The organism is Prevotella amnii CRIS 21A-A, assembly GCF_000177355.1.
Taxonomy (GTDB): domain Bacteria; phylum Bacteroidota; class Bacteroidia; order Bacteroidales; family Bacteroidaceae; genus Prevotella; species Prevotella amnii.
Genome location: NZ_ADFQ01000019.1, coordinates 1 through 14,441 on the forward strand (window position 1 = coordinate 1; position 14,441 = coordinate 14,441).

The window sequence follows — 14,441 nt, forward strand, 5'->3', positions numbered from 1 at the left end:
ACAGAAAAATATGCCTGAACATCGTGCAGTTAGAGTACTTGTGTAAACAACTTATACTCTCCATTTTTTTGATATTTAATTCATTGTTTTTTGCTTTATTGTTTATGCTGTCTGTGAGTCATCTTGTAAAATCGCTTATTTGTCCATTTCCTTTCGTTTCTACCGCTTCGAACGCCAAAAACGATAAAGTAATTGTACTCGATTTTTTAACGGCTTAAAATGGCTATTTTTGCCTTAGACTAATTTTCTTAGGCATCAAGTCGTGCCTCTGCCATGAATATGGGTCGTTGTCGAAATCTACGATGCCAACCCTGTATGTTCGTGTCCATTTGTCAAAGACCGCATAGGTATCATCAGATATCTTTATGTAGTGATAACGGTTGTCCTCTGCTATCAGATAAATACAACCTGTTAGTAGCAACCAGATGATAATTTTAGCTAAGTTATAATATTTATCAGCCATACTTATTTCTTTGCCATTATTGATTATCTTTGAAAAAGAGCTTATGTATTATTGGCTTTAATATAAAGAAAATACCAATGCCTACAAAAAATCCTGCATACATGAGTGCCTGTCCAATACGTATAGCAAATAATTTCTCTACCCAAGCCATAATGAATGAGACTGCAAGAATACAAAGGATAAACACTGCTACCAAAACCAAATTATAAATTCCTTTTTTCATTCCTAATCTTATTATTTATCTTGTTGTATCGTTATTAAAATTTGGAAGCTCTGTGCGCAATTCTGCAAACCGTTCATACAGCATAACAGTTCTCTTAAATTAATTCTACCTAAAATCTTTATAATCCAAAGTCACAACTCCTATTAATCTTCCATCTTCATCAATATAGTTGTATCGGAATTTTAGACCTAACAACTTACATACTTCTGAAAAATTCTTCATTCCAAAGCTGTATTTCCCTTTTGCGTATATTTGTTTCAGCCGTGCCTTCATATTTTTCTTCACGTTATACATTATCTCTTTTTTCTCAGCCTCTTCTAAAAGACTCCAATCTATATTCGTAACATAATTAGTTGTTACAGTCCAATTATAGAACACCATCGACCTTAACTCGGTAACTTTATCAACATGTATAGGACATTGCTGATTTATGGTACGACATATATCAATCCATTGCTTTTTATAATAACCTTTCTCTTGTGCCGTCATATGGACTTGCGAGAAGGAAAGCAAAAAACACATAGAAGCTATAAATAACAAAAGTATTCTCTTCATACATCAAAAACTAATAATGCCTTTTTCATCGTTACTACAAATCAAAATTGTTCATATTAAATGTTACCTCGTCCCTGTCTTTGTCGTTATACATCCATGCTTTACCAGTTCTTTGGTCAAACTCTATCTTTATTGAAAGATTTTTCCCATCGCCACCTGGCTGTGGTATGACTTTCTTATACATCAGCCGTTGTATGTCATTGTTGGTAAATGTAAAAAACAGATTTCTGTCCTCTCCGTTAAAAGAACATCTTGCAACTAATATGTATCTTATCTGTGTACCTACAAACGTATCAAACCTTTCTTCCTTGATTTTGAGTAATAGGGACTTGAATACCGAAGATATGGATCCGCACTATTCTTATCTGCTTTCTGTACGTCTTCAACTCGTTTTGCTATTTCATTTTCTGTTATAAACTTTCCCTCTTCATTCTCATTTCCAAAAAGACCGACCTCAAATTTTTGAACATAGTAAGAAATAATATCTTTCCGCTTCTTTTTGATTGCATAGGTTTTAATGATATTTTCAAGGATGTCGTTAATGGTTATCTCATCTAAGTTTTTCATAAGTCAAGGCTGTTTGAAAGTTATTTGTTCATTTTCTCATACACTCTTATCAATCGCTCTTTCTCCTCCAGCAACGCCTCAAGTGACTTGATACGCTCCTGCATCACAGCCACGTCCGCCAACGTTACATTAGTGGCATTGCCGTGAACGCTGCTATTGTCTCCTGTAACGATACTTCCATTATCCGCTTTGATTATCTTGGTAGCACGAAGCATTTCACCCTCACCTCCACTAAGAAGCCAATCTCCTGATAAATATTCGCATTTTGAATATATTAGCTCTATATCGAAAGAGTTGCGACCTAACCATGTGTTTATGGTTTGTGGCTTTATTCCCAACTTCGCTGCAAATTTAGCCTTATTACCATTAGTATAGTAATTTACAAGGCTTTCAAGAATGTCTTTCTTTTCCATATTGTAAATGTTAAATAATTCAAAATGAATATACAAAGTTCGCAATATGCTTGTTTTTTAAAAGCAGAATGAATATCTTTGCACTATAAAGTTAAAATTATAAATTGACATATCAAAACAATGGTAAGAAAAAGTTTATCAAAACAAATGTACGAAATGGCAGTCGGTGCGGAAATAGAATTTCCTGTTGAGCGAATTAGTACTGTTCAGAGTATTGCCAGCACATCAGGTTTGCGATACGACCGCAAATATACCACTGAGACCGATAGAGTAAAGCGAGTTATCAAAGTTAAACGATTAAAGTAAATAGTTATGAAGAAGTATTTTTCAATCTACAAGAATTGGCGCAATTACGTATTGTTTGCCATCTTCACCGTCTCACTATTCTTTTTATTTAGTGAGACCAACAATACGTTGATGTTATTATTGACAAAAACTTTTGCTTTAGTCGGCTTTGCTGCTTTCTACAAACTGTTCAAGCACTGGGATAGTCTCGGCAAGATTAAGGAACTGTCAGACTTGGCAATAGAAGAAGATTAAGCTATGGTTCAATTAGTATTCTCCGATAAGGTGGTTTCGTACGACACGTTTATGAACGACTTAGCTGCTCGTTTAGCTTCATTCTTACAGAACGACAGGAATGATCCTGAAATGATAAGCCAGCGAAAAGCCTACAGTATGTTCGGGCGTGGCAATGTTGATAGGTGGCGTAAGAAAGGGTTGATACATCCATATAAGAGACCTGGCAAGGTAGAATATTCCACAAAAAGGTTAAGAGTACTTCAGCGCACAGAGCAAGACTACTTCGAGTAGTCTATTAGGCTCGGTAGTGTACGCAGGGCACGCTCGATAAGTGGAGATTTGGGTCGAATGAGGAATTGGTGCAACTCCAATCCGAGCCACAACGATTTTATAACAAACAAAATTAATAATTATGAGTGAGACTATCAATCAAGCAAAACATCTGCAAACACTTTCTGCAACAGAAGTGGTGCGTGATGAGTATGTACGCTCCCAGTTTATCAATGTCTATGACATGATATGGAAGCAAGGTGGAGAAGCTGCCTATGAACGAGAAGCAATCAACTTCAATAAGCAGTTGAGAGATAACGAGAAATTGCGTAAGTGTACTGGTATATCGGTATTCTTTGCATTCATAGACCTCGCTGTACGTGGTCTATCTTTGGAACAAGGCGCACAGGCATTATGTTACCTCTTACCTCGTAACCATAAGGCTGGTGTAAACCCACAGAATGGTAAGGATATGTGGGAAAGTCGCTGTAATCTTACCATTTCGGGGTATGGAGAATTGGTACTTCGGGCAAGAGCAGGACAAATTAGACATGCTGATAATCCTGTTATTGTGTATGAGGGTGATGAGTTCTCTTACGGAGAAACGGACGGACACAAGTATGTAAACTATCGTTGTAATCTTCCTCGTACATCTGAGAATATCATTGCTTGTTTTATGAAGATAACACGCATAGATGGGAGCGTAGATTATTCTGTAATGTTGAAGGGCGACTGGCAGCGTCTTGCCAATTATTCGGCAAAGAATAATGCTTACTATGATCAGAACTCACATCAACGTGTAGAAAAAGCCAACGAGCTTTATTTTTCCGTTAATGGTCAGATAGATACAGGTTTCCTTATGGCAAAGTGCATCAAGCATGCTTTCAAGTCTTACCCTAAGATTGCTATCGGTAAGGGTACACAGTTTGAGAGTGATGTTATTGATGACCCAACAAAGGACTTCGACCCATACGGAGGCGTAACGGAAACGGAAGCAGAACCTGAGTCTCAGCCTCATACTGTGCAAGCAGAGGAAGAGAGTTTCGCTGCCCCACAAGATATGTCGGCAGGTGTAACCATTGACCCTGCAAAGCAGGGAGACAATGACGATACTTTCTAACGAATGCCATCAGATATTTGTAAGCAATGTAAAGATGTACGCCAACAAATCAATGGTTTGTACTGTATCAAATTAGATAGATATATGGAGTACACTAAAATACCAATGTGTACCCCCTTAAAAACAAAAGATATGAATAACGAACTTACAATAGTAAAACAAGAAAATATTGCGCAGATTGTGCAAGCTGCACCGCAATCATACAAGGATAATTCCCTATCGCATGATAAGTGTGTCGAGGCTGGACTGAAGATACTTAGCCTCATCGAGCAGAACGGTGGCAACATGACTGATGAGCTCGACCAAGCAGCAGCAGTGTTCATTGAGAAAGCACGTAAGACGGTTAAGAAGATGAACGAACGTCGTTCTCCAGTTACTAAGTTGTTCGACCAGATACGCACGGAATTTACCGTTCTTGAGAACGATATTGACCCAACGAAAGCTAATACTGTATCTTACAAGTTGCAGCAGCTCCGTAATGCTTTTGCAGCAAAGAAACGTGCAGAGGAAGAGAAACGCCGTCAGGAAGAACTTGCAAAGCAACAAGCTGTTCAAGCTCGTGAGCGTTTCAAACTCGACATTGAGTATAATCTAAAAGTTCAGTTTCAGTCTGAGCTCAACAAGAATCTCAATGCACTAAAAAACATTGACAATGCGGTTACTCTTGAGAATTACGAGAAGTCATTAAATGACATCAATACATACTCAACCAGTTTATCTCCTGTGTGGATTAACAACCTACGAGCTACTGTACGTGTGCCTTATAACATTACAGCTGCCGAGGCAGAAGCTATAGAAATGGGCGTTAGCCATAGTCTGTGTAAAAAGTTCAAGGAGCAGTACGGCTTTGAAGTAGGAGAAATGAAGACTTATATCCTTGACCATCTTCCATCAAAGAAAGCTAACCTCGAACAAATTGCAAAATCTAACGAGGCAGAGGCTGCACGACTCAAAGAGGAAATGCAGAAGAAAGAACGTGAGGAAGCTGCTCGATTGGAACAGGAACGTATGAAGTGTGAGGAGGAAGAACGCAAGCAAGCTGAAATGAAGAAACAAGCAGCCGAAATGGACGGTTTGTTTGCTGGGCAGGCTACTATGGCAGCATATCAGCCTAAGACAAAGGTAACTAAGAAGCTGCATCTACTCAATCCTGAAGGTATTCTGCCTGTTATCACAATGTGGTGGAGCCATGAGGGATGCAAGATGTCTGTTGATGAGCTTACTAAAACATTTAAGAAGCAAATCACTTTCTGTGAGAAACAAGCTAACAAGGAAGGTACCTTCATTCAGGACGAAAGTGTCGAGTACATTAACGATGTAAAGGCAAAGTAATATGAACCATAATCCCGATACATACTATAACCGCAGTGAGGTCAGTAACTCAGACCTCACTGCACTCAAAGAGGTAATGCACCCACGACCGATGTTCGGAGATAGAGAGGCTGCTTTCCGTTTCGGGACACTGGTTGATGCACTGATAACAGAACCTGATAGAGTAGATTACTATCATCTTACTGTTGATGATGTAGAATATACTGATGATGAGTTCAGACACGCAAAGGAAATGCAACGCTCACTTAGGTTGGAAGCTCAGAAAGACCCATTCTTAGCAAAGGTCTTGGAATTATCTGACACACAAAAGTGCATGGTAAACAAAGGACAGCAGTTCTATTATTGCGAGTTTCCTTTCTCTCTCGATACGCGTTGCAAATGGGATTGGTGGTTGGAAGCGTTTCACTTCGGTGGAGACTTAAAGACAACCTTTGCCTCATCTCAACAGGAATTTGATGAGGCTGTAGATTTCTTCGACTGGGATAGAAGCCGTGCATGGTATATGGATATAGCACATTCTGATAAGGACTTTATCTATGCTATCTCAAAAAAGAACTGTAAAGTATTCAAAAAGTTCATCAACCGTGGTGATGCAATCTACCAACATGGACGTGAGAAATATGAAGAACTGGCTTTTGCCTATTGGTGTATGACACCTCAAAACAATTGATATGACTACAACATTAAAACATCATCTCCGTATTGAGCCTTATCCTTATCAAGCTGAGGGTATTCGTTTCGGAATTGAAAACAAACGAATACTTATCGGTGATGAGCCTGGTCTTGGCAAAACGTTGCAGTCTATCGGCATTGTAGATACCGCTAACGCATATCCCTGCCTCGTAATCTGTCCGTCATCTTTGAAAATCAATTGGCAAAGAGAGTTTGAAAAATTCACAGATAAGTCCGCCCTCGTGCTTGATAATAGTGTACAGACTACTTGGGGGTATCTGTTGAAAATGGGAGTGCATAAGGTTGCAATCGTCAATTATGAGAGTCTTCGCAAGTACTTTGTTTGGGATATTAAAGGTTGTCGAAAGTCTTTCCGACTAAAAGATGTTGTTTTCCACCCAGCAATTAAAGTGTTCAAGTCTATTATTATTGACGAAAGCCACCGTGTAAAAGACCCATCTGCACAACAGACAATTTTTGCAAAAGGTCTCTCAGTTGGTAAGGAATGGATAACACTCCTTTCAGGAACTCCAGTAGTTAATCGTCCCGAAGATTTGATAGCGCAGCTCTCAATAATGGGTCGTCTTAATGAATTTGGTGGACGTTCTCAATTTGTTGCCGATTATTGCACCGACCCAAAGGATAAGGATGCTACACCAGCCGTACCTCTATCAGAACTAAGCAACAAACTGTATAGCTCATGTATGATACGCAGAGAAAAGACAAAGGTGCTGCCTCAACTTCCAGACAAGACACGTACCGACCTTTATGTGGATATATCTAACAGAGAAGAATATAACACGGCTGCTACAAACCTTGTTGCGTACCTCGAACAGTACACGGAGTGTACAGACTGGGAGATAAGACGAAAGATGCGTATGGAAGCTCTTGTTAAATTCATGACGTTGCGTGCGCTTGCCACAAAAGGAAAGATTGCACAGGCAATAGACTTCATCAGCACTTTTCTTGAAAGTGGTAAGAAGCTAATAGTGTTCTGCTCTCTCCATGAGATTGTCGATGAACTATGTAAAACGTTTCCAAAAGCCGTAACGGTTACAGGTCGTGACAGTGCAGTAAACAAACAAGCTGCTGTCGATGCCTTTCAGACTGGCGAAAATACACGCCTCATCATCTGTTCTATCAAAGCTGCTGGTGTTGGGCTTACCCTTACCGCTGCTTCGGACGTAGCTTTCTGTGAATTGCCATGGACAATGGCAGATTGTTGTCAATGTGAAGACCGTGCGCACCGTATCGGGCAAAATGATAATGTAAACTGTTATTATCTGCTCGGTCGTGGTACAATCGACAATACTATTTATTCTCTTATTCAGCGAAAAAAGTCTATCGCTAAAGAGATTATGAACTCAGAAGATGATATTCCTACTGATGAAGTGTACTATGACGAATTGGTTTCATCTTTCTTGAACAAATGAAATGGAAATATGCAAGTCGGATATAGAGAAAATCATCAAGTACTTGGAAGATGCTGCCAGCCTGTATGATAAGACGAAAGGACAAAGATACGTTTCTCGTGCATGCTGTATCAGACAACTGGTAACGAAACTTAAACGCAAATTAGTATTAACTTTTAATAATAAGAAAAATGAAAAAGAATGAAATTCTATCAGAGGTAATAGACGCAACCGACCTTACACGCTCACAAGCTGTCAAGGCTTATGAAGCAATCATCAATGCTATCAAGAAGTCACTCATTAAGGGTGAAGATGTTACTCTTCGTGGATTCGCTACTCTAAAAGTAGTACACGTGAAAGAACGTGTGTCAGGACTGCATGGAAAGAAGACGGTTATCCCTGCACACAAGACTGTAAAGATTAAGGCGTGTCAGGAGTTGAAAAAACTCATAAACAAATAAATACTCATCACTATGCAAAGCGAAATAGGAAAAGAGTACAAGAACCCTGCTGAACGCATGAGGTTCTTAAAAGACAACTGCGATAAGGTTGAGGAGAAATTCTACATGAAGTCTTACTCTCCAGAAGAATTGCAGCAACATAAAGAGAACCTTGCAAATCTCTCAATTGAAATTCAAGACATTGAAGAGGAACTGAAGGCAGCAAAGGAACATTATAAGGAAATGCTTAAACCGCTTAAGGAAGACAGAAAAGAAATGGTCGATAACATTAAGCAAAAAGCTGAAATGGTGAAAGAGCAGTGTTATGCCTTTGTAGACAGAGACACAAGACGAACTGCTTATTACAACTCTGATGGCGATCTTGTCGAAGAACGTCCATCTACGGCAGATGAGTTGCAACCAACATTGTTCCATACGATGCCAACGTCTGGTAACGACACACCAGCAAAGACTGGTACTGAAGCATAAGCAAATTAGTATAATTCTTTTAATATTAAGAAAAAATGGAAGAACAAAAATTTCAAATCAATTTGGAGAAAGGTATCAAAGAGTTGGTTATTCGTGAAGGGGAAGCTCCGGAAAAGCTTCCAGAGAAAGCTCCAATCCCTGTTAGTCTTTATGGCAACATTGATAGTGTTGCTCGTTTTCTTGAAAAGCGTGTAGAACTTATCAATATTGATAATGCTCACATTATTGTTAATCGAGAGCAGGTAAGTATTACGCTCATCATTAACGAGTCTGATGCATACAAGCGTGGGACTATTGGAGGCAAACTGCAAGTACATCCAGCTTTTGAGGCTTTTGGTATCAATAGCAATAAGGTTTGGACACCTAACGAGTTGGGAATGTTCTGTAAGATGAACCGTTCATTCTTCGCTGACAGAAGTGAGAATATGAAGTTAGTGGCAACACTGATGAACTTCACAGCTACCATTAACAACAAATTAGATAAGCAGTTACAGGAGAACGGAAGTCGTACTGACAATTTCTCACAAGTAGTAAACAGTAACCTCCCTGATAAGTTCACTGTTAAGCTCCCTGTTTTCAAAGGTCTACCAGCAGAAATCCTTGAAGTGGAAACATTTGCGCAAGTAGATGGCAGACAGGTACAGTTTATTCTTCTGTCTCCAGGCGCAAAGGAAACCTTAGAGGAGCAGAGGGATAAGGTTATTGACGAGCAAGTCACTTCTATAAAAGAGATTGCACCTGATATTGTTATCATAGAAGAGTAAGTACGAATGACACTCGAAGAACTGATAGCAAAGAAAAAGGCTACCACTCGAAAGCGTCCGTCCGATGAGGAACACCGCATACAATGTTCTTGCGTGCGGTGGTTCAACCTCAAACATCGGAAACTAAAAGGAAGACTATTTGCAGTCCCTAATGGTGGTAAACGTGATGCGCTTACTGGTGCAAAACTAAAAGCTGAGGGCGTCGTGGCTGGGGTGGCTGATTTAATACTCCTTGTTCCTAATAGATTTTATGGAGCATTGCTTGTTGAAATGAAGACTCTGACAGGTAGACAAAGTAAATCGCAAAAGGACTGGGAGCAAATCATTACCTCTGAGGGAGATTATAAATACGTGGTTTGTCATTCTCTCGATGATTTTATCAGAGAAGTTGACGACTACATTAAATACTGTGATTGATTATGAGCAAAAGAGAAAGTTTCGTTTTTTACACGGAATGGCAGGACATCCTGATGGAATACCCTGCGGAGGTCAGACTTGAGGTGTACGATGCTATCATTACGTATGCAGCAACGGGGACACTGGTAAAGCTGAAACCGCTAAGTAAAATGGCGTTCTCATTCATGAAAAAAACAATAGATAGAAATATTGAAAAATTCGAGACGGTCTCTGATAGGCGAAGTAGAGCAGCCAAAGCAAGATGGGATAATAATCTTTCAAAAGATGATACTAAGAAATCTCAACCTTCTTCGCTGCCAATTACAGACGCAACAACACTCGATGAGGAAATAGATGAAATGAAATCGTCAGAAGTATGGTTGGATAGTATGCAGAACCTCCACCACATGAATGTAGATGAAATCAAAAACAAACTTGATGACTTCAAACTTCAATGTGTTGCTGATGGTAAAACATCACACGACAATATCAATGACGCAAAAAAACATTTTAATAACTGGTTAAGAATTGTAACAAGCAATGATAAAGTTAGAACCGACTGCAAAGCTGGACGTAGAGGAAATCTACTCAAGACTGATGAAGAAAAAACATATTCCAACTCGTTTTAGATTACCCTATACAACAGAACAAGTTTATACTATGCTATATGCTTCGTGCAAGGCTGAGGTTAATGCTCGTATGCGCAAGTTCATGTTGTCTGATAAGTATAAGCAACACCTTTGGGATATATCTAAATGGCTCACTTCTACTGATTGTACATTCGGTCTGTTTCTCTCAGGCAATAAAGGCAATGGCAAAACAACTATCGTTAAAGCCCTGCAATCACTTTACGCCTATATTCATTCAGATGAAACCTCACACACAGAAAAAGAATTGTACGAGTTACCATACAAAGGCTTTGTGATTATCACGGCAAAAGAACTGGTGCAGTATGCCAAAGCATCCGCTAATCCAACTAAAGAGAATGCAGAGGCTGTAGCGTATTTCAACAAGATAAGGAATATAGAAGTCTTATGTATTGACGACCTTGGTGCAGAAGCACGTGAGAGCCTCCACTATGGAGAAATCATAACGGCAGTTACCGATATTATCCATCATCGCTATCAGGAACAATTCTGCACCATAGCAACTTCTAACTTGTCGGGAAAGGAGATAGGAAAATATTACGATGAACGTCTTGCTGACCGATTAAGAGAAATGGCACATATCGTAAACTTTGATAATGAACCGTCTTTTAGAACTAACAACGTATGAACAACATTAAAAACGACTATGCCTATTGTTCTGGTATCGCCTGTGTGCTTCGCCAGACGTGCCAAAGGTATCCTCCTGATGCTCGGTTGTATTAATTTTTTGGCTCTTATCGCAGAAGATAAGAAAATACAAACAAACCAGTACTTGCTATTCCTACAATTGACTGGGAGCAAAAATTATTAAACAATTAGAAAAGGGATAAAACAATGACTATGGAAAAGAAATACAGACTATTGGAGAATGATACTATTACGGTAGGCAGTGGGACACTTTACCGTATCGAGGCGTTGAAAGATTTTGCAAACGTTAAGAAAGGGGATAAAGGAGGTTATATAGAGAGCGAGGATAACCTATCACATATTGGTAATTGTTGGGTATCTGACAACGCAGAGATATATGGCAACGCTCGGGTATATGACAATGCAAAGGTCTATGGCGATGCAGAGGTGTATGGCGATGCTCGGGTATATGACAATGCAAAGGTATATGGCAACGCAGTGGTATCTGACAACGCTTGTGTAACTGACTATGCTCAGGTATATGGCAACGCTCGGGTATCTGACAACGCAGAGATATATGGCAACGCTCGGGTATATGGCAACGCAGTGGTATCTGACAACGCTTGTGTAACTGACTATGCTCGGGTATTTGACTATGCTCGGGTATTTGACAAGGCTCGGGTAGCTGGCAATGCTTGGGTAGCTGGCGATACTCGGGTGTATGGCGATGCTTTGGTATATGGCAATGCTCGTGTAGATGGCAACGCTTGGGTCTTCGGCGATGCGAGGATAAGAGACACAGCCGATTACTACGTGGGAAAGAATGTATGGTCGAGCGGTCGCTACTTCACATACACACGCTCCAATAAGATGTGGAAGGTAGGCTGCTTCTACGGAACGGGTAAGGAACTTATTGAGAAAGCATACAAAGACAGCGAGGTGAGCGGACGTGAATACGAGCGTGTCGTGAGGTATGTGGAAGCGATGTACGCTGACTTGGAGAAAGATAAGAAATAAGGACAAAAAGCAAAGATAATGAAAAAACGAGAAATACTTTTTCGTGGGTGGAACGAGAAAAATAAAAAGTGGTTGTACGGCTACTACTTAGTGAACCGTGGCGAGCATTTTATATCGCCCGATGATACCTTGTAAATAAAAACGATATGAGTAGATTAGAAATATTGAAATCCTCACTGATGAAGAAAGAGGAAAGATTTAATGAAAAGATAGAGGAGCATTTCAACGATGTCAAGCGAGCTAACGGACAACCATTGAACGACAAGCGGTGTGGTCAATCCACAATGCGAAGGTGGGAAAAACAAAACAGCGCATTGAATAATCTTCAAAAGGATATTGATAAAACAAAGATAGCTGTTGAAAAAGAGGAATTAAAGATAAAATATATAGAACGCACAACATCGTTACTACCTGCCGAAATCGTATCATTGGTAGAAGTTGGCACATTAATTCAATGGCGAAAATATCCTCACATTTTCTTCGTGGACGGAGTAGATAAGGCGCGTCTTATATGGGATTTGAAGAAGAAACACATAGCACACAAGTTTACATCGTCAATACAAGATAAGGAGCAGTATAAGAAATTTGCGAGGGTATTCAATTCTCTTGCGAATAAACTTAACAAGCTATGATTAAACTTGTTATCAAGTTTACGGTGCAATTTTCTTGGGGCAGACGAAGACGAAATAGCGAGGATAAGTTACAGATACAACATAAAATTATAAAGAACAATATAAATAGAATTACGTATATGGCAAAGAGAGAGAGATATTGTTTCGTGGGTGGAACAAGAAAAATAAAAAGTGGTTGTACGGCTACTACTTAGTGAACCGTGGCGAGCATTTTATATCGCCCGATGAGTTCGTGAATCCTTTAGCGTCTTACGAGGATTATGTGATAGACGCTGACACGGTAGGGCAGTACACAGGACTGAAAGATGCAAAAGGAAAGAGGATATTTGAAGGGGACATCATAGAGAGCAATGGTTGCAGGCACAGCATACTATACAATGATAGAGAGGCGAGATTTGAAGCTGTATTTGGTGATATTCAATGTAGCATAATTCAACGATGGATAGATGAGTTTAAAAAGGTTGTTGTCGGGAACGTGTATGAGAACAAAGAACTAATTGAAACAAAATAATATGAAAGCAAAAATTAAAAGCACAGGGGAAATTATAACAATCGTTGCCATATCAACTGAAGATAAGAATATGCAATGTTATGGTAATGACGGAATTATGCGGATTGAGCCTTTTTGCGTAGATGATTTGTTGATAATTCCAGAATATACCATTGACTGGGAGCAACGCAGATACGAGATTGCGAAAGCTGCTATGGTTGGAGTACTTGCTATGCCTACAACTGAAGGAGTAAATCCTAACCCAACTATGGCTGATGTTTGTAAGTTGTCTGTTAAGTTTGCAGATGCACTTATCGAAGAACTAAAAAAGACAAAAATCTGAATAATAAGACAAACATAGAAAGGATAATAAGAACATGACAAACAACGATATACCAATTTGCATGGCAGAGGAATATTGGGCAAACTCCCAGTTTTCAATAGTGAGATACTATGGTAGGATAACCATTAACCGAAATATGTACATCATCGTTAATAAGGACGGTCTTGATATATTCGCATTATCCACTATTGCAGAAAGGACAGGAAAGGAAAAGGCGATTGAGCCGGGTGAGCCGTGCGACCTCGTAAGAGAGGACTTCGTAAAGTATTACAAGAAATTAAAGCGTGATAGGTTTCTCGCTATTCTGAAAGAGCATTCTTATGCAAGTGCAGAGGAACTGAAAGAAATAATGAAAGAAAAGATTAAATATTAACTTATAAATTATGCAAACAACAGTATTAAAAGAAGTAATTGCGTTCCTGTTTGGACGCAAGTATTATGCAAACATCGTAGCAACAAAGGGAACTTGCAAAAAAGAACTCTGTTCTTACATCTTCAAAAGCAGGGAGGAAGCCGACAAGCATAGAGCAGACTTGCAAACAACGCTCTCATTCCTCTTCATTGAAACAGTTTCTTTTCGTTCTCGTAAAGAGTATTAAGAGATAAACCTAAGTTGTCGGTTATGTATAATATATTTGCGTTATGGTAACAATATTCAATAAAATACAGAACTGGTATAGGTCTTTACGTCTATTCGTTATACTTGACCCTGCCGACAACTCTGTAACGTTATCAAAGCATCTTTTCAACCACATTCGTAATAATTCGGGTGTAGCTGAAAAAGCCACAGTTTTTGTATTCCGTATATCTGATACTGGTTTATTTGGCTTCATGCTCAATCCTGACATAGACAAGCCAACACAACTATGCGACATTCAGTATAACGGTAAATACAAGTGTATAGGATTTGAAACGCTCAATCCCTCTGTTGGGCGTATTCTATACGACTACGGACTGTCTGCCCAGCACTGCTACAAACTGTCTGTGTCGTCGGTAAAAACAACAAATGGAAAGCTATTTTACCAAATAGATAAACCAAGCAAGTAA

General features: G+C 39.3%; 27 protein-coding genes. 21 read left to right on the forward strand and 6 right to left on the reverse strand.

Features of this window, described 5'->3' with window-relative positions:
• Positions 1 to 223: 223 nt before the first annotated feature.
• The 6 genes from HMPREF9018_RS02315 to HMPREF9018_RS10450 all read right to left on the reverse strand — a co-directional run bounded on the left by HMPREF9018_RS02315 (position 224) and on the right by HMPREF9018_RS10450 (position 2,221).
• The gene (locus tag HMPREF9018_RS02315) at positions 224 to 463 is read right to left on the reverse strand and encodes a hypothetical protein (protein WP_039864068.1); all 240 of its coding nucleotides are present in this window, start codon (positions 461 to 463) and stop codon (positions 224 to 226) included.
• Between the two features lie 16 nt (positions 464 to 479).
• Positions 480 to 686 (reverse strand): hypothetical protein, encoded by a 207-nt coding sequence (locus tag HMPREF9018_RS10960; RefSeq protein ID WP_008447457.1) that lies wholly within the window; start codon positions 684 to 686, stop codon positions 480 to 482.
• A gap of 105 nt (positions 687 to 791) precedes the next feature.
• Positions 792 to 1,241: a hypothetical protein gene (locus tag HMPREF9018_RS02320; protein WP_157794578.1), complete on the reverse strand. Its 450-nt coding sequence runs from the start codon at positions 1,239 to 1,241 to the stop codon at positions 792 to 794.
• Between the two features lie 34 nt (positions 1,242 to 1,275).
• The gene (locus tag HMPREF9018_RS10965; RefSeq protein ID WP_008447471.1) at positions 1,276 to 1,425 is read right to left on the reverse strand and encodes a hypothetical protein; all 150 of its coding nucleotides are present in this window, start codon (positions 1,423 to 1,425) and stop codon (positions 1,276 to 1,278) included.
• A 98-nt stretch (positions 1,426 to 1,523) separates the two neighbouring features.
• Entirely contained in the window at positions 1,524 to 1,808 is a 285-nt protein-coding gene (locus HMPREF9018_RS02325; protein WP_008447479.1) for a hypothetical protein, read from the reverse strand.
• 20 nt (positions 1,809 to 1,828) lie between these two features.
• Positions 1,829 to 2,221 (reverse strand): helix-turn-helix domain-containing protein, encoded by a 393-nt coding sequence (locus HMPREF9018_RS10450; RefSeq protein WP_008447502.1) that lies wholly within the window; start codon positions 2,219 to 2,221, stop codon positions 1,829 to 1,831.
• Between the two features lie 120 nt (positions 2,222 to 2,341).
• Between HMPREF9018_RS10450 and HMPREF9018_RS10870 the strand changes: the two genes are divergently transcribed.
• The 21 genes from HMPREF9018_RS10870 (at position 2,342) to HMPREF9018_RS02430 (ending at position 14,441) form a co-directional block, all read left to right on the forward strand.
• A complete protein-coding gene (locus HMPREF9018_RS10870) occupies positions 2,342 to 2,527 on the forward strand; it encodes a hypothetical protein (RefSeq protein WP_100067220.1) in 186 nt (61 codons plus the stop codon).
• A gap of 111 nt (positions 2,528 to 2,638) precedes the next feature.
• The gene (locus tag HMPREF9018_RS11380; RefSeq protein ID WP_262498007.1) at positions 2,639 to 2,761 is read left to right on the forward strand and encodes a hypothetical protein; all 123 of its coding nucleotides are present in this window, start codon (positions 2,639 to 2,641) and stop codon (positions 2,759 to 2,761) included.
• A 3-nt stretch (positions 2,762 to 2,764) separates the two neighbouring features.
• Positions 2,765 to 3,034, forward strand: coding sequence for a hypothetical protein (locus HMPREF9018_RS02335; RefSeq protein ID WP_039864072.1), 270 nt, complete (start codon positions 2,765 to 2,767; stop codon positions 3,032 to 3,034).
• 121 nt (positions 3,035 to 3,155) lie between these two features.
• Complete coding sequence (locus tag HMPREF9018_RS02340; RefSeq protein WP_008447497.1) at positions 3,156 to 4,133, forward strand: recombinase RecT; 978 nt, start codon at positions 3,156 to 3,158, stop codon at positions 4,131 to 4,133.
• Positions 4,134 to 4,265: 132 nt separating this feature from the next.
• Positions 4,266 to 5,465 carry a hypothetical protein gene (locus tag HMPREF9018_RS02345; protein ID WP_039864107.1) on the forward strand — a complete coding sequence of 400 codons (1,200 nt, stop codon included), beginning with the start codon at positions 4,266 to 4,268 and terminating at the stop codon, positions 5,463 to 5,465.
• Between the two features lies 1 nt (position 5,466).
• Positions 5,467 to 6,135, forward strand: coding sequence for a PD-(D/E)XK nuclease-like domain-containing protein (locus HMPREF9018_RS02350; RefSeq protein WP_039864075.1), 669 nt, complete (start codon positions 5,467 to 5,469; stop codon positions 6,133 to 6,135).
• 1 nt (position 6,136) lies between these two features.
• The gene (locus HMPREF9018_RS02355; protein WP_008447477.1) at positions 6,137 to 7,570 is read left to right on the forward strand and encodes a DEAD/DEAH box helicase; all 1,434 of its coding nucleotides are present in this window, start codon (positions 6,137 to 6,139) and stop codon (positions 7,568 to 7,570) included.
• Between the two features lies 1 nt (position 7,571).
• Positions 7,572 to 7,754 carry a hypothetical protein gene (locus HMPREF9018_RS02360; RefSeq protein WP_039864078.1) on the forward strand — a complete coding sequence of 61 codons (183 nt, stop codon included), beginning with the start codon at positions 7,572 to 7,574 and terminating at the stop codon, positions 7,752 to 7,754.
• A complete protein-coding gene (locus HMPREF9018_RS02365) occupies positions 7,741 to 8,010 on the forward strand; it encodes an HU family DNA-binding protein (protein WP_008447487.1) in 270 nt (89 codons plus the stop codon). Before HMPREF9018_RS02360 ends, HMPREF9018_RS02365 begins: the two co-directional genes overlap by 14 nt.
• Before the next feature lie 12 nt (positions 8,011 to 8,022).
• On the forward strand, positions 8,023 to 8,478 hold the full coding sequence (locus HMPREF9018_RS02370; RefSeq protein WP_008447491.1) for a hypothetical protein: 456 nt from the start codon (positions 8,023 to 8,025) through the stop codon (positions 8,476 to 8,478).
• Positions 8,479 to 8,513: 35 nt separating this feature from the next.
• On the forward strand, positions 8,514 to 9,242 hold the full coding sequence (locus HMPREF9018_RS02375) for a hypothetical protein (RefSeq protein WP_008447485.1): 729 nt from the start codon (positions 8,514 to 8,516) through the stop codon (positions 9,240 to 9,242).
• 6 nt (positions 9,243 to 9,248) lie between these two features.
• Positions 9,249 to 9,659 carry a VRR-NUC domain-containing protein gene (locus HMPREF9018_RS02380; RefSeq protein WP_008447500.1) on the forward strand — a complete coding sequence of 137 codons (411 nt, stop codon included), beginning with the start codon at positions 9,249 to 9,251 and terminating at the stop codon, positions 9,657 to 9,659.
• 53 nt (positions 9,660 to 9,712) lie between these two features.
• Complete coding sequence (locus HMPREF9018_RS11075; RefSeq protein WP_008447493.1) at positions 9,713 to 10,267, forward strand: DUF7833 domain-containing protein; 555 nt, start codon at positions 9,713 to 9,715, stop codon at positions 10,265 to 10,267.
• Entirely contained in the window at positions 10,179 to 10,913 is a 735-nt protein-coding gene (locus HMPREF9018_RS02395; RefSeq protein WP_232724629.1) for a P-loop NTPase family protein, read from the forward strand. The genes HMPREF9018_RS11075 and HMPREF9018_RS02395 overlap by 89 nt, the downstream gene beginning before the upstream one ends.
• A gap of 212 nt (positions 10,914 to 11,125) precedes the next feature.
• Entirely contained in the window at positions 11,126 to 11,929 is an 804-nt protein-coding gene (locus HMPREF9018_RS02400; RefSeq protein ID WP_008447498.1) for an LbetaH domain-containing protein, read from the forward strand.
• Between the two features lie 146 nt (positions 11,930 to 12,075).
• Positions 12,076 to 12,561, forward strand: coding sequence for a hypothetical protein (locus tag HMPREF9018_RS02405; protein ID WP_039864084.1), 486 nt, complete (start codon positions 12,076 to 12,078; stop codon positions 12,559 to 12,561).
• A 175-nt stretch (positions 12,562 to 12,736) separates the two neighbouring features.
• Positions 12,737 to 13,072, forward strand: coding sequence for a YopX family protein (locus tag HMPREF9018_RS02410; RefSeq protein ID WP_232724630.1), 336 nt, complete (start codon positions 12,737 to 12,739; stop codon positions 13,070 to 13,072).
• Between the two features lie 70 nt (positions 13,073 to 13,142).
• Positions 13,143 to 13,394, forward strand: coding sequence for a hypothetical protein (locus tag HMPREF9018_RS02415; RefSeq protein WP_157794579.1), 252 nt, complete (start codon positions 13,143 to 13,145; stop codon positions 13,392 to 13,394).
• A gap of 34 nt (positions 13,395 to 13,428) precedes the next feature.
• A complete protein-coding gene (locus HMPREF9018_RS02420) occupies positions 13,429 to 13,767 on the forward strand; it encodes a hypothetical protein (RefSeq protein WP_157794580.1) in 339 nt (112 codons plus the stop codon).
• Positions 13,768 to 13,777: 10 nt separating this feature from the next.
• Positions 13,778 to 13,993: a hypothetical protein gene (locus HMPREF9018_RS02425; protein WP_008447451.1), complete on the forward strand. Its 216-nt coding sequence runs from the start codon at positions 13,778 to 13,780 to the stop codon at positions 13,991 to 13,993.
• A 43-nt stretch (positions 13,994 to 14,036) separates the two neighbouring features.
• Positions 14,037 to 14,441 (forward strand): hypothetical protein, encoded by a 405-nt coding sequence (locus tag HMPREF9018_RS02430; RefSeq protein WP_008447510.1) that lies wholly within the window; start codon positions 14,037 to 14,039, stop codon positions 14,439 to 14,441.

Bases quoted from the DNA above. Each gene is read 5' to 3' on its own strand.
- HMPREF9018_RS02315 (WP_039864068.1), bottom strand. From the start codon at position 463: ATGGCTGATAAATATTATAACTTAGCTAAAATTATCATCTGGTTGCTA.
- HMPREF9018_RS10960 (WP_008447457.1), bottom strand. From the start codon at position 686: ATGAAAAAAGGAATTTATAATTTGGTTTTGGTAGCAGTGTTTATCCTT.
- HMPREF9018_RS02320 (WP_157794578.1), bottom strand. From the start codon at position 1,241: ATGAAGAGAATACTTTTGTTATTTATAGCTTCTATGTGTTTTTTGCTT.
- HMPREF9018_RS10965 (WP_008447471.1), bottom strand. From the start codon at position 1,425: ATGTATAAGAAAGTCATACCACAGCCAGGTGGCGATGGGAAAAATCTT.
- HMPREF9018_RS02325 (WP_008447479.1), bottom strand. From the start codon at position 1,808: ATGAAAAACTTAGATGAGATAACCATTAACGACATCCTTGAAAATATC.
- HMPREF9018_RS10450 (WP_008447502.1), bottom strand. From the start codon at position 2,221: ATGGAAAAGAAAGACATTCTTGAAAGCCTTGTAAATTACTATACTAAT.
- HMPREF9018_RS10870 (WP_100067220.1), top strand. From the start codon at position 2,342: ATGGTAAGAAAAAGTTTATCAAAACAAATGTACGAAATGGCAGTCGGT.
- HMPREF9018_RS11380 (WP_262498007.1), top strand. From the start codon at position 2,639: ATGTTATTATTGACAAAAACTTTTGCTTTAGTCGGCTTTGCTGCTTTC.
- HMPREF9018_RS02335 (WP_039864072.1), top strand. From the start codon at position 2,765: ATGGTTCAATTAGTATTCTCCGATAAGGTGGTTTCGTACGACACGTTT.
- HMPREF9018_RS02340 (WP_008447497.1), top strand. From the start codon at position 3,156: ATGAGTGAGACTATCAATCAAGCAAAACATCTGCAAACACTTTCTGCA.
- HMPREF9018_RS02345 (WP_039864107.1), top strand. From the start codon at position 4,266: ATGAATAACGAACTTACAATAGTAAAACAAGAAAATATTGCGCAGATT.
- HMPREF9018_RS02350 (WP_039864075.1), top strand. From the start codon at position 5,467: ATGAACCATAATCCCGATACATACTATAACCGCAGTGAGGTCAGTAAC.
- HMPREF9018_RS02355 (WP_008447477.1), top strand. From the start codon at position 6,137: ATGACTACAACATTAAAACATCATCTCCGTATTGAGCCTTATCCTTAT.
- HMPREF9018_RS02360 (WP_039864078.1), top strand. From the start codon at position 7,572: ATGGAAATATGCAAGTCGGATATAGAGAAAATCATCAAGTACTTGGAA.
- HMPREF9018_RS02365 (WP_008447487.1), top strand. From the start codon at position 7,741: ATGAAAAAGAATGAAATTCTATCAGAGGTAATAGACGCAACCGACCTT.
- HMPREF9018_RS02370 (WP_008447491.1), top strand. From the start codon at position 8,023: ATGCAAAGCGAAATAGGAAAAGAGTACAAGAACCCTGCTGAACGCATG.
- HMPREF9018_RS02375 (WP_008447485.1), top strand. From the start codon at position 8,514: ATGGAAGAACAAAAATTTCAAATCAATTTGGAGAAAGGTATCAAAGAG.
- HMPREF9018_RS02380 (WP_008447500.1), top strand. From the start codon at position 9,249: ATGACACTCGAAGAACTGATAGCAAAGAAAAAGGCTACCACTCGAAAG.
- HMPREF9018_RS11075 (WP_008447493.1), top strand. From the start codon at position 9,713: ATGGAATACCCTGCGGAGGTCAGACTTGAGGTGTACGATGCTATCATT.
- HMPREF9018_RS02395 (WP_232724629.1), top strand. From the start codon at position 10,179: ATGATAAAGTTAGAACCGACTGCAAAGCTGGACGTAGAGGAAATCTAC.
- HMPREF9018_RS02400 (WP_008447498.1), top strand. From the start codon at position 11,126: ATGGAAAAGAAATACAGACTATTGGAGAATGATACTATTACGGTAGGC.
- HMPREF9018_RS02405 (WP_039864084.1), top strand. From the start codon at position 12,076: ATGAGTAGATTAGAAATATTGAAATCCTCACTGATGAAGAAAGAGGAA.
- HMPREF9018_RS02415 (WP_157794579.1), top strand. From the start codon at position 13,143: ATGCAATGTTATGGTAATGACGGAATTATGCGGATTGAGCCTTTTTGC.
- HMPREF9018_RS02420 (WP_157794580.1), top strand. From the start codon at position 13,429: ATGACAAACAACGATATACCAATTTGCATGGCAGAGGAATATTGGGCA.
- HMPREF9018_RS02425 (WP_008447451.1), top strand. From the start codon at position 13,778: ATGCAAACAACAGTATTAAAAGAAGTAATTGCGTTCCTGTTTGGACGC.
- HMPREF9018_RS02430 (WP_008447510.1), top strand. From the start codon at position 14,037: ATGGTAACAATATTCAATAAAATACAGAACTGGTATAGGTCTTTACGT.